The 12,975-nt window shown below is 57.0% G+C and carries 9 protein-coding genes; 6 read left to right on the top strand and 3 right to left on the bottom strand.

Annotated features, from left to right (window positions below; all coding sequences use genetic code 11):
* Positions 1-161: 161 nt before the first annotated feature.
* Positions 162-737 (bottom strand): nucleotide exchange factor GrpE, encoded by a 576-nt coding sequence (grpE, locus tag G5171_RS17155; RefSeq protein WP_005344280.1) that lies wholly within the window; start codon positions 735-737, stop codon positions 162-164.
* A gap of 292 nt (positions 738-1,029) precedes the next feature.
* Between grpE and nadK the strand changes: the two genes are divergently transcribed.
* The 6 genes from nadK (at position 1,030) to G5171_RS17125 (ending at position 9,811) form a co-directional block, all read left to right on the top strand.
* Positions 1,030-1,914, top strand: coding sequence for an NAD(+) kinase (gene nadK / locus G5171_RS17150; RefSeq protein ID WP_005338038.1), 885 nt, complete (start codon positions 1,030-1,032; stop codon positions 1,912-1,914).
* 250 nt (positions 1,915-2,164) lie between these two features.
* Positions 2,165-3,829 carry a DNA repair protein RecN gene (gene recN, locus G5171_RS17145; protein ID WP_421260478.1) on the top strand — a complete coding sequence of 555 codons (1,665 nt, stop codon included), beginning with the start codon at positions 2,165-2,167 and terminating at the stop codon, positions 3,827-3,829.
* Between the two features lie 342 nt (positions 3,830-4,171).
* Positions 4,172-5,062 (top strand): manganese-dependent inorganic pyrophosphatase, encoded by an 891-nt coding sequence (locus tag G5171_RS17140; RefSeq protein WP_421260477.1) that lies wholly within the window; start codon positions 4,172-4,174, stop codon positions 5,060-5,062.
* 248 nt (positions 5,063-5,310) lie between these two features.
* On the top strand, positions 5,311-6,474 hold the full coding sequence (gene macA, locus G5171_RS17135; RefSeq protein WP_421244593.1) for a macrolide transporter subunit MacA: 1,164 nt from the start codon (positions 5,311-5,313) through the stop codon (positions 6,472-6,474).
* Entirely contained in the window at positions 6,471-8,444 is a 1,974-nt protein-coding gene (locus G5171_RS17130; RefSeq protein ID WP_421244592.1) for a MacB family efflux pump subunit, read from the top strand. Before macA ends, G5171_RS17130 begins: the two co-directional genes overlap by 4 nt.
* A gap of 2 nt (positions 8,445-8,446) precedes the next feature.
* Complete coding sequence (locus G5171_RS17125) at positions 8,447-9,811, top strand: efflux transporter outer membrane subunit (protein ID WP_421260476.1); 1,365 nt, start codon at positions 8,447-8,449, stop codon at positions 9,809-9,811.
* Positions 9,812-10,347: 536 nt separating this feature from the next.
* Here G5171_RS17125 and G5171_RS17120 read toward each other — a convergent pair.
* Positions 10,348-10,758: an H-NS family nucleoid-associated regulatory protein gene (locus G5171_RS17120; RefSeq protein ID WP_005344269.1), complete on the bottom strand. Its 411-nt coding sequence runs from the start codon at positions 10,756-10,758 to the stop codon at positions 10,348-10,350.
* Between the two features lie 472 nt (positions 10,759-11,230).
* Entirely contained in the window at positions 11,231-12,961 is a 1,731-nt protein-coding gene (locus tag G5171_RS17115) for a Wzy polymerase domain-containing protein (protein WP_421251136.1), read from the bottom strand.
* Between the last annotated feature and the right edge of the window lie 14 nt (positions 12,962-12,975).

Here is a 12,975-nt window from a genome sequence, read left to right as displayed (position 1 = left end):
TGGGGTCGCCAGACGCAGCTTCAAGCCCCAACCTAAAAAAACCACACCCTTTGTCATGGTTGCGCGATCACGTTGAGCCGTGAAACCGTGCAAGATGAACAGGTGTTGCACTGCGAAACAAAAAGCCCGCCAAGCGGCGGGCCTGGGCATCAAGTGCCGACTCAGTCGGCGGCCTTGGATACCATGACCATGGCCGGACGGATCACGCGACCGTTCAGCTCATAACCTTTCTGCATCACGGCGATCACGGTGTTTGGCGCCACATCTGCACTCGGCACCATGCTCATCGCCTGATGGGCATTCGGGTCAAACGGCTGGTTGGCCGGATCCAGCGCAACCAGACCGAACTTGGCCACACCGCTCTGCATGGATTTCAGCGTCAGCTCGACGCCTTCGATCATCGGCTTGAGCGCCTCATTCTCCTTGTCGGCGAGCTCAATGGCACGCTCCATGTTGTCCAGCACCGGCAGCAACTCGGCAGCGAACTTCTCCAAAGCGAACTTGTGCGCCTTCTCCACGTCCAGCTCGGTACGACGACGCAGATTCTCCATTTCAGCAGCGGTGCGCAGAGCGCGTTCACGCTCTTCCGACGCCTTCTGGAGGGCGGTCTCAAGCTGCGCTTCCAGTTCGGCAATGCGGGCTTGCTCAGCTGTCACTTCACTGTCTACATCGGTCGGCTCGACTGGCTGGGCTTCCACTTGCTCCATCGCTTCAACCTTTTGCTCTTCGTGGTTCATGACATCTCCAATTCCGGGGTTACTTATGAGGGCCCTGACGTCTGGTTGAGCGACCGGACGACCACAGACCGACTATGTTGGCGCTATTATGGGGATGCATCCCCGGCTTTCAAGGGGTAAAAGGCCAATCAGGGTGGATGCTCTGCCGCAAGCAGCTGTTTCTTGGCGTTGCCGCTCACCCTTTAGCCAGCTGACTCAAGGGGATAGCTGCCCCCGTGACACGGGAGAGCGTCACAAGCGGAGCAAAGCACTGTATACTGGCCCGCAATACTCATCCCAGACCCGACAGACTATGGATTCTCCGTTCAAAACCATCGCCCTGATTGGCAAACCCCACCATGAGGGGGCCAACCAGACGCTGACCGGCCTGCATCAATACCTGACCGCCCGCGGCTTTCGGGTACTGGTGGAGAGCCGGGTCGCCCAGACCCTGAGCATCCTCGATGAAAACGTGATGGATCTGGTGCAACTGGGCCAGCAGGCCGATCTCGCCATCGTGGTGGGCGGTGACGGCAACATGCTGGGGGCGGCACGGGTGCTGTCGCGCTTTGATGTGGCGGTGATCGGGGTCAACCGGGGTAACCTCGGCTTTCTGACCGACCTCTCGCCGCAAGATTATCTATTGCCACTGGAGCAGGTGCTCTCCGGCCACTACAAGAGCGAACACCGCTTCCTGCTGGAGGCCTCGGTCTATCGCCACGGCGAGCGCAAATCGAGCAATCTGGCGGTCAACGAGGCGGTACTACACCCGGGCAAGATCGCCCATATGATCGAGTTCGAGGTCTATATCGATGGCAGCTTTATGTATAGCCAGCGCTCGGACGGCATCATCGTCGCCACACCGACCGGCTCAACCGCCTACTCCCTGTCGGCAGGTGGCGCCATCCTCACCCCCAAGCTCAACGCTATCACGCTGGTGCCCATGTTCCCGCATACCCTGAGCAGTCGCCCCATCGTACTCGATGCCGACAGCGAAGTACGGCTGCTGGTCTCGCCGGATAATCAGGACGATGCCATGCAGGTGAGCTGTGACGGTCAGGTGACCCTGGCGGTCCACCCGGGGGACGAGATCCTCATCAAGAAGAGCCACCATCAGCTTCATCTGGTGCATCCCCTCGACTACAGCTACTTCCACGTGCTGCGCAACAAGCTCGGCTGGGGCAGCAAGCTGTTCTAATCAGCTTTGACCGACAACGGCATTGCCACAGAGGGTGCCTGAATTGGCGCCCTTCTCTTTTCTTTTGTGGCAACGTCCCCTGCACTCTCCTATCAGTACCGCGCTCCAATAGTCAGCACAGCATTCTCATAGCTATACCGCACTGGCGCGGCTTTCCTTTGTTAAAAATAACGGAGCCCTCTTTACTGTATATAAAACCAGTATATACTGGATACATACACAGTAATGTTGACCTATACAGGATGAGACCATGCTGACCCAGCTGACCGTCAACAACTTCGCCATCGTCAAGTTTCTCGAACTCGATCTGCAACCGGGGATGACCTGCATCACAGGTGAGACCGGTGCCGGTAAATCCATCGCCATCGACGCTCTCGGTCTCTGCCTCGGAGAGCGGGCCGAAGCCGGCATGGTGCGACCCGATAGCGACAAAAGCGAGGTCAGCGCCCGCTTCCTGCTGGACAACAACCCGGCTGCCCGCGCCTGGCTCGCCACCAACGAGCTGGAAAACGAAGGTGAGTGTATCGTGCGGCGAGTCATCTCTGCCGAGGGGCGTTCGCGCAGCTATATCAATGGCGTGCCCGTCCCCCTCACCCAGCTCAAGAGTCTGGGCCAGCTGCTGGTCAACGTGCACGGTCAGCATGCCCACCAGATGCTGCTCAAACCCGACTACCAGCTCTCCCTGCTCGACGGCTATGCCGGCCACCATCTGCTGCTCGACGAGGTGCGCCAGCACTATCAGCAATGGCGCCAACTGCAAAACGAGCTGAACCGGCTCAAGGCCGAGCAGCAGCAGCGGGAAGCCCGTCGCCAGCTTATCGAGTATCAGGTGCAGGAGCTGGACGAATTTGCCCTGCAACCGGGGGAGTTTGAGGAGATAGAAGAGGAGCACCAGCGTCTCGCCAACGGTACCGAGTTGATGCAGGAGTGTGGGGCTTGCCTCGATCTGCTCTATGACAACGAAGAGACCACCATTGCCGGCCTGCTGCAATCAGCAGTAGATAGAGCCGAGGGGCTGGTCAGCATGGACAGCCGCCTCACTCCGGTACTGGAGATGCTGAACGAAGCCCTGATCGGGGTGCAGGAGAGCCACAGCGAACTGCGCAGCTACCTCGATCGGCTGGAGCTTGATCCCGAGCGCTTCAACGAGCTGGAAGCCCGCCTCTCCAGGTCGATCAATCTGGCACGCAAGCACCATGTCAAACCGGCGGATCTGGCTCAGCACCACCAGGAGCTGGCCTCTGATCTCGCCCGCCTCAACTCCGATGAGGAGCGGTTAGAGGGGATGGAAGATGAGCTGGCCGAGGCTCGTCAGGCTTTTGTCCAGGCCGCCGAAGCCCTGAGTCAGAGTCGTCAGCGCTATGCCCAGGAGTTGGGCGCCAAGGTAACCAGCAGCATGCACGAACTGGCGATGCCCGATGGCCGCTTTGCCATCGAGGTGCGTCCCGATGCCCAGAGCAGCCTCTCTCCGCTGGGTATAGATCGGGTGGAATTTATGGTTACCACCAACCCGGGGCAGCCCATCCAGCCCCTTGGCAAGGTGGCTTCGGGTGGCGAACTGTCGCGTATCAGCCTCGCCATCGTGGTGATCAGCGCCCGCAAGATCTCCACCCCGACCCTGATTTTCGACGAAGTGGATGTGGGGATTAGCGGCCCGACTGCCGCCGTGGTGGGTCGCCTGCTGCGCCAGCTCGGCGAGTCCACCCAGGTGATGGTGGTCACTCACTTGCCTCAGGTGGCAGGCAACGGCCACCAGCATATGGTGGTGAGCAAGCATACCGATGGCAAAACCACCGAAACCCAAATGAGTGCTCTTGATGAGGCCGCCCGTCTCAACGAGCTGGCACGCCTGCTCGGTGGCGACCAGATCACCGACAACACCCTGGCCAACGCCCGTGAGCTGCTGCGTCGCTGAATCAGGCAATAAAGCCCATTTGCAGTGATGGCGACTGATAGCGCTGACCAGACATGCTGACTGCGCAGGCATGGACGAGTGCCATAGCCTGCACAGTCAGCAATAGCCAATAGCCAATAGCCAATAGCCAATAGCCAATAGCCAATAGCCAATAGCCAATAGCCAATAGCCAATAGCCAACTGTGATAACTGAACTCGCGTCAGGATTACCGACCCAGATCAATAAAATGGCGAGTTAGGCGAAGCTGGCAGCAACATGGGCGTGGATCCGGTTGCCTTCATGTAGCGGATTTCGCATAGTGTTGCCCCCCTTTATGGGTATCCAATTGTGAGGCTTTGTCTATGATCCACGTTTTTGGTCACAAGAATCCTGATAGCGACAGTATCTGCAGTGCGCTGATTATCACCGACTGGCTCAATGGCCAGGGTCATCAGGCCACCCCATGGCGTCTGGGTGACCTGCGCACCGAAACCCGTTTTATTCTGGAGCAGGCAGGCGTCAGCGAACCCGAGTTGCTGACCAAAGATCTGACCGGTGAAGATGTCTGGCTGGTGGATTTCAGTGATCTGGAACAGGGCCCTGCCACACTGGCACAAGCCAATGTACTGGGCCTGGTGGATCACCACCGTCTCGGCACTCTGGTCACCCAGTCCCCGCTGGATGCCTGGATCCGGGCCGTCGGTTGCACCTGCACCATCGCCTTCGATCTGCTGAGCCAGCAAGGCACTGTGACCCGCAGCCAGGCTCGCCTGATGCTGGGTGCCATCATGAGCGACACCCTCTGTCTCACCTCGCCGACCACCACCGAGCAGGACAAGATCGCTTGTGAGCGTCTGGCACCGCTGGCCGAAGTATCGCTGGCCGAGTTTGGTCAACAGCTGCTGATGGCAAAAACCGACCTGAGCGGTCTCACTCCTGCGCAGTTGCTGCAGCAGGATGAGAAAGCATTCCAGGCCGAAGGTCTGAACTTCATCATGAGCCAGATCGAAGTGGGCAGCGAACAACAGCTTGCCGACCAGATCGAAACTCTGCAGCAAGAGATGGCACACCGTGTTGAAAGCGAAGGGCTCGACTTCTTCGTGCTGATGGTGACTGACCTGACAGCCGCAGCCAGCCGTATCTACTTTACCGAGCACGCCAAAGTACCGGCCGAGTCCAGCTACCACCCGGGCTTTGTCAGCCGCAAGAAGCAGGGTCTGCCCTGGGTGATGGATCTGCTGGCCAAGGCCTGATCCTCACTCGTCATTACCTATTCCCAAGCCCTGCCACTGCGCAGGGCTTTTTCATCGCAACCGCCAGTCGCACTCCCCCCTCTTGCTGACCATCTTGCTCACCACTGCAGTCTCTCGCTTACTCCTTTCACGGCTTATTGACAGTTAACGCCATAACTTTGCTTACATATTTGCGGCTGTTATTTATCAGGGCTTTGCTGCAGGATAATCGCCGCGCACAATCTTTTCAGTTTCCATTCAGGTGATCGATGAACATAACCCCCAAGCAGAGAACCCTGGCCATCACCATGCTGATCGCCGTGGTGCTCCTCGGCTGGCTAATCTGGCCCAGTCAACCCCCCAAGGCGATGCTGACCGCTCAAGTGACCCGCGAGGATATTGCCCAGACCGTACTGGCCAGTGGCGTGCTTCAGGCCGTGGAGCAGGTGGATGTGGGGGCTCAGGTCTCCGGTCAGGTTACCAAGCTGGCGGTCGAGGCCGGTGATCAGGTCAAACAGGGAGACCTGCTGGCCGAGATCGATCCCCTGATTGCCCAGAACAACCTCAAGACGGCCGAGGCGGAGCTTGCCAGCAACCGCGCCCAGCTCAAGATCAAGCAGGCTCAACTCAAACAGAACGAGCTCGCCTGGCGGCGCCAGCAGCAGATGTTCAAGCAGGAGGCGAGCTCACGGGCCGATCTGGAGAGTGCCGAGGCACTGCTGGCGGTCACCCGCGCCGAACTGCAAAACAGTCAGGCCAACATCGACAACGCCATCATCAAGGTGGAGCGGGCCAAAACCGAGCTGGGCTACACCAAGATCCTGGCACCGATGGATGGCACCGTCATCAGCATTGTGACCCGTCAGGGCCAGACCCTTGCTGCCAGCCAGACGGTGCCGACCGTGCTCAAGCTGGCCAACCTCGAGACCATGACGGTCAAGGCGCAGATCTCCGAAGCTGATGTCACCAAGGTCAAAGCCGGCATGCCGGTCTATTTCACCCTGATCGGCGATCCGGATACCCGCTATCAGGGTACGCTTCGCGCCGTGGAGTTAGCGCCTACCAACATCAACGATCAGGCCACCACAGGTACCACCACCAGCAATGCGGCTGTCTACTACTACGCCCTGTTCGATGTACCCAATCCCGACCATACCCTGCGGGTCGCAATGACCACCCAGGTGACCATTGTGCTCGGCGAGCGCAAGCAGGTGCTCACTGTGCCGCAAACCGCCCTCGGCAAGTCGCTGGGTGACAACGAGTATGAAGTCACCGTGATTAAGGACGATGAAACAACCGAAACCCGCCATATCAAGACTGGTATGAAGGACGAGATCCGCATTGAGGTGATCAGCGGGCTGAGTGAGAAGGAGGAGGTGCAGCTCAATCACAGTGCCCCCGCCGACAATGATGAGATGGCGGTGATGCTATGAGTGAGCCCCTGAACCAGCTGCCGTTGATCCAGCTGAAAGGGGTCGAGCGACGCTACCAGAGCGGCGACAGCGAAGTCACCGTGCTCCACCCTCTTGATCTCACCATCTCGGCAGGAGAGATGATCGCCATTGTCGGCGCGTCCGGCTCCGGCAAGTCGACCCTGATGAACCTGCTGGGTTGTCTGGATAGCCCGAGCAGCGGCCAGTATCTGTTTCGCGGTCAGGACACCGCCACCATGGATGCGTTGGCGCTGGCCCGACTACGCTGCCACCACTTCGGCTTTATCTTTCAGCGCTACCACCTGCTGCCCCACCTCGATGCCGCCGCCAACGTGGAGATCCCCGCCGTCTATGCCGGCACCAGTCGCCCGGATCGCCAGGCACGTGCGCGTCAGCTGCTGGGCAGACTGGGGCTGGCCGATCGCAGTCACCATACACCGGGCCAGCTCTCCGGCGGTCAGCAGCAGCGGGTCAGCATCGCCCGGGCGCTGGCCAATGGCGGCGAAGTGATCCTCGCCGATGAACCGACCGGCGCACTGGATAGTCAGAGCGGCAAGGAGGTGATGGCGATCCTCAAGGAGCTGCACGCCCAGGGCCACACTATCATTCTGGTCACCCACGATATGAACGTGGCCAGCCATGCCGACCGGATCATCACCCTCAAGGATGGTCGGATTGAACAAGATAGCGGCCCGTGCCAAACGGCCGCGTTGGCCCCAACCACCACCATAGACCCTCAAAAAATAGTGCCCAATAAAGGCGCCATTGGCCACGACTGGGATCGCTATCGGGAAGCAGGACGGATGGCGATGCATGCCATGCTCGCCCACCGGATGCGCACCTTCCTCACCATGCTTGGCATCATCATCGGCATCGCCGCCGTGGTGAGCGTGGTCGCCCTTGGTCAGGGGGCGCGCGCCAAGGTGATCGACCAGATCAATGCAATGGGCACCAACACCATCGAAATCTTCCCGGGCAAGGGGTGGGGCGATGAGAAGATGGCCAGCATCCAGACCCTCAACAAGGGGGATCTCGATGCCTTGCTGGGGCAACCCTATCTCGCGGGCGCCAGCCCAGAGATTGGCAGCTCCGGCCAGTTGCGCTATCGCAACAAGACCAACAGCGGCAACGTGACCGGAGTCGGTAACGACTATTTCAAGGTGAAGGGGATGACGTTGGTCAGTGGTCGCTTACTGGAGTGGCAAGATATCCAGCAGCGTGCCGCCGTCGCCGTGGTAGACAAGAAGAGCATCACCAGCCTGCTTGGCAAGGATGATCCGGTCGGCAAGGTAGTGCTGGTCGGCACCCTGCCGGTGCGTATTGTCGGAGTGGTCTCGCAGGAGACCGGCTTTGGCCCCACCAGCCAGTCGGTCAATATCTGGCTGCCCTACAGCGCGGTGATGAGTCGCCTCATCTCGCAGCACCACTTCAGCCAGATCACCATCCGGGTCAAAGACGGGGTACAACCGGCACTGGCCGAGCAGGCGGTGATCGAGCTGATCACCAAGCGCCACGGGGTGAAGGATTTCTTCACCTTTAGCAGCGACAGCATCATCAAATCGGTGGAGAAAACCACGGCAACCATGACCTTGATGGTCTCGGCCATCGCGGTGATCTCGCTGATCGTCGGTGGGGTGGGCGTGATGAACATCATGCTGGTGTCGGTGGTGGAGCGTACCCGCGAGATCGGCATTCGCATGGCCGTGGGCGCCCGCCAGTCGGATATCCTGCAGCAGTTTCTGATTGAGGCTGTGATGGTGAGCCTGCTGGGGGGGATCTTCGGCGTCGGCCTCTCGCTCGGTATTGGCGCGCTCTTTTCACTGCTGGTGGACTCCATCAAGATGCAGTTCTCGCTCTTCTCCATCCTGATGGCCTTTGGCTGCTCGTCACTCATCGGGATCCTGTTTGGTTACCTGCCGGCACGCAATGCGGCGCGGCTCGACCCTGTTGTCGCACTGGCGAGGGAATAACAATGCACAAACTCTCCTGGCTGGCTCTCTCTATGGCCCTCAGCGGCTGTAGTCAGCACAGCACCTATCAAAGGCCCGAGCTGGCGATCGCTCCAGCATGGCAACAAGCAGAGGGCGCCCAACTGGCTGCGCAGGCTGGCCCCTGGTGGCAGGAATTTCATGATCCCCGGCTCGACAAGCTGGTCGACGCTGTACTGGCCGCCAACCCTGACATGCGTGTGGCGGCCCTCAAGCTCAAAAGCGCCCGTCTGGGCGCCGAGCAGGCCGATACCAACCTCACCCCCTCGGTCAATGGCACTATCGCAGCCAGTGGCAACAAGGATCTGAAAACCGGCAAAGACACCAACAGTCTGGGCCCCTCGCTGAGCCTCAGTTACGAAGTGGATTTGTGGGGCAAGCTTGCCTCGGTGCGAGATCAGGCAAGCTGGGAAGCAGCGGCAAGCGAACAGGACCTCGCCAGCACCCGACTGCTGCTGATCGGCAATACCCTGGAGCAGTATTGGCAGCTCGGCTATCTCGGCTCTGCCATCGCGCTCGGAGAACAGCAGCTGGCCAACCTGACCCGAACCGAGCAGCTGACCCAGACCAAATACCAGGCTGGCGCCATTACCCGGCTCGATCTGGCGCAGGCACGCCAACAGTTGGCCGGAAAACAGGCTGAGCTGGCCTCCCTCAAGGCGCAGCAGGAGCAGGCTCGCAATGCCCTGCGTCTGCTGCTGGGACGCAGCAGCGGGCCACTGGAGTATGCACCCGCTTCCCTTGCAAACCAGACCATCCCTGAACTTGCGGTGGGTATCCCGGCTGATGTGCTGGCACGCCGCCCCGATGTCAAAGCGGCCGAATTGCGGCTGCGCAAGACGCTGGCAAAGGGGGACGAGATCCGCACCAACTTCTACCCCAGCCTGACCCTGACCGGCAGCGCCAGCACCGCATCCGATAGATTGGCGCAGGTGCTGCAAAATCCGGTAGGTACGCTGGGAGCCAGCCTCGCCCTCCCCTTCCTTGAATACAACCGCACCCAGCTCGCCATCGAAAGCTCAGAGCTGGATTACCAGATCGCTGAAACCGAGTTTCGCAAACAGCTCTACACCGCACTGGTGGAGGTGGAAGACAATCTGGCCGCACGCCACTATGGCCAGCAGCGACTCGATTATCTGCAGGAACAACTGAGTTATGCCCAGGAGGCCGAACGACTGGCCAAGGCTCGCTTCCAGGCGGGTGCGACCGGTGTACAGGCTTGGCTTGATGAGCAGAACCGACTGTGGGATGCCCAGCAGAGCCTGCTGGCCCAGCAAAAAGAGCAGCTCACCACCACAGCCAAAATCTATCGCGCCCTGGGTGGCAGCGATAGCGTGACGCCCCGATAGCGCTTCACCTAGCCATTCCCCACTCTGCCGGCAGAGTGGGGAATATCATCGCCATAGACCATACAGAATTTCCTCTCCCACACTGCAGCCGAACTTCATTGCCCATTATCAGGGGCAGTCATGGCAGCGCAGTCAATTACATGCATCGGTGACCCAGAATATACCGGCCATACCTTACAGCTATCTCTATCCCTCACGCTCCCTGACCAGAGATAACGGTTACCGGATATTCAATCAGCAGAGAGCTTGGCTCTTGCCGAGCGGCGCCCCGTGAATCGTGAGAGACATATCCGAAGCGCATATCTGCGCGACGCATACAAATAGCGATATCACGCAGTTAATCCTGCACGACAAAGTTAATCGCGAACAATGAGTGATATTGAGCAAAGTAACAGTGAAGTGAAACGACGGTAAAAAGGATACAAGCGAGGATGTAGATAACAGTGGGGCGAAGGGGCTGATTGGATAACCACGAGTAAAACGGCAAAAATAATGCCGCCCAAGGGCGGCATTATTCAATCTCGGAACCTGACGAATTAGATCAGGAAATCGTTCAAGTCTTTACCCAGAGCTACTTGAGCAGCAATGGCTTTCGGCATACGGCCTTGACCGGTCCAGGTTTTTTCCTGGCCATCTTCTTCGTACTTGTATTTAGCCGGACGCGGAGCACGCTTGCTCTTGGCTGCGCCAGTCGCAGCAGCCGGAGCAGCGGCAGTCGCCAGCAGCTCGCGAGGATCAATACCAGCCTGCTGCAACATTTCGGTGAATTCATTCAGCTTGCGCTGACGCTCTTCCTGTTCAGCACGCTCCTGTTCGACAGAATCGGCGCGCTCTTGGTAAACCAGGTCAAACTTCTCTTTAGCTTCCAGCAGTTGCTCAAACGGCAGCTCACGAATAGCCGCACGCAGACTGCGAATGTTCAGCAGAACTTTCAGAAACTCGTTCATTATTTCCTCACAAAAAATCGATCACAGGGATTACCGTGTCAGAATAGCATGGACAATTGATAACAACATACTGTTTTTCTGTATTTGTATTATTTTTTATTTTGTACTCACTATGCTCTCTTGACACGAAGCGTGATAACAAATCAATGCTCCGTTGTGATCGCAATCCCCCCTCCCTCTGATGGATTATGACCTCAAATATCATAGGGCTCATTAATACCCCATTACGCTCTATCAGAAGACTCCCGTTATAGTAGGTCCAAATATGTCAAACCACAGCAACCTTGATATTCATCAGGTGAAATACTAAAACTAGCAAGTAACTTGTTTGCAGAAAAAACTCAAGCAACCATAAAATTTAACCATTGAAATCATAGTGTTAGAATGCTTTCGATAATGATTTCATATGTCTGAAGAAACATGAAAAGCCTGCATTTGAACATAACAGGCTTTAACCTTTTGTTAGATTACGCTAATTAGCGAGAGCATTACTTTGTACCGATTGCTCAACACTACTGGTCACCGATGTCGCTACAGAACCAGTGAGAAGAGGCTCAGAAGGATAGAGTTTGAGAGCTTCTAGACGCATCGCATTAGCAGCCTCTTTGCGACCTAGTGCGTTAAGTGCGATCACCATATTGGCGTATATGTTGGCACGTGGAGTATGACGTACAAAGGCCTGCCCCCACTCCAGATAAGCCTCCAGTTCAGCCTTGTTGTGTGTCTGCAAACCGACCATTAGACGGACAGCGTTTACATCAAACTCTACTCGTGTCAGCCATGCCATAGGATTGATAATCTCCAGCAACAGCGTCGGCTCTTTATAACCTCCTCGCTCGTATTTGGTGACGACCCAAGCGGTATGAAGGGCAGTCAGCATAAATGGGACAACCAATAAAGGAATGGCTATTGCAATAAATCGCAACAACAACCAGGGACGATACCCCATATCCCACCACGATGATCTACCACAACGCACAAGACAGGTTTCTTCAATCTCGCTGTCAACGACATAAATCAGCGTCAGCAACAACCACCACAACACGATCGCATGGTAAAAGGGATATTCCGTCTGGGTATGGAGCAATATCGGTGTAACCAGGGCAAGCAGTGCCATGGCATTTACCCAACGAACCTTCGCCAGACGCCACAACAATGCCCCTCCCATGATCACTATGCCAACCATGGGGGCAATGCCCCCCTCAACAGACCAATAGAGAAACTCGTTGTGGGGGTGGTCGAGGTTGTAAATTACCATTCCAATATTTGGATCTACCTGCCGAGCCTCTGTGTATGCGTGGAAGAATGCAGATTCAAATCCACCATATCCGACTCCCAGTAACCAGTTCTGAAAAAGTAAACGAAACGTAAAAGGCCAGATATCTGACCGGGCACCACCCGAAAGATATTCATTCATCCCCCGACTCACACCTGACACCCAATACTGAGAAGCGAATCCAAGAACTGCTCCCAGCAAGACCAGGCCGAGCATTCGTACCAATAAACGTTGACGATGCAACTGGGGTCCAAGCAGAATAAATGCTAGCAATCCCCCAAGCTGCCCCACCCGAGACTGCAGCACAATCAACAACAGGCTTGCGGCCAAAATCACCCCATAGCTAACCCTTCGCAACCAAACGTGATCATTGCCGCGTAGCACCAGCCAAATGGCCAACGCAATCCCGGTGGCCATAAAGGTCGCCATCACATTTGGCTGTTGAAAGATCCCGTACGGACGATTTGCGTTGGTGTCGTAGCCAATCCAGTTACCTGGCGTCAACAAATAGAACTGTACAAGACCAAGAGCAGCTTCCATTGCGATCGCAATCAAGACGAGATAGAGCAAGCGATCACGCTGTAACCGTTTAAAGCGCCATTGATACAGACCGAATAAAAACAAGAGACCAGCAAATAGCCCCAATAATCTGGGCATAGCATAATCCTTGAGTGGAAATCCTGGATAGAACATGGGAAGCAGAAGCAAAAGTGCACCAATCCATAAAGCCGCTTGTAGTCGAGAAAAGACCAAACGTTGGCGTAAAGTCACTTGCCACAACCCCAACCCAATTGCCAGCGAGGCAAATATCCATCCCCATGCGTTAAACGGCAGATAGAGCCCAGCGCCTCCCGGGTTATGCATAAAAAAATGCATCCCCAGCAACCAATAGAGCGCACATAAAACCATCATGATTCGCGTTAACATCACAGCCCAGCTCC

The organism is Aeromonas sp. 600774, from assembly GCF_049175075.1.
GTDB classification, from domain to species: Bacteria; Pseudomonadota; Gammaproteobacteria; order Enterobacterales; family Aeromonadaceae; genus Aeromonas; species Aeromonas veronii_A.
Note: the sequence above shows the minus strand (reverse complement) of the source record. Positions and strands in the feature narration are given on the sequence as shown.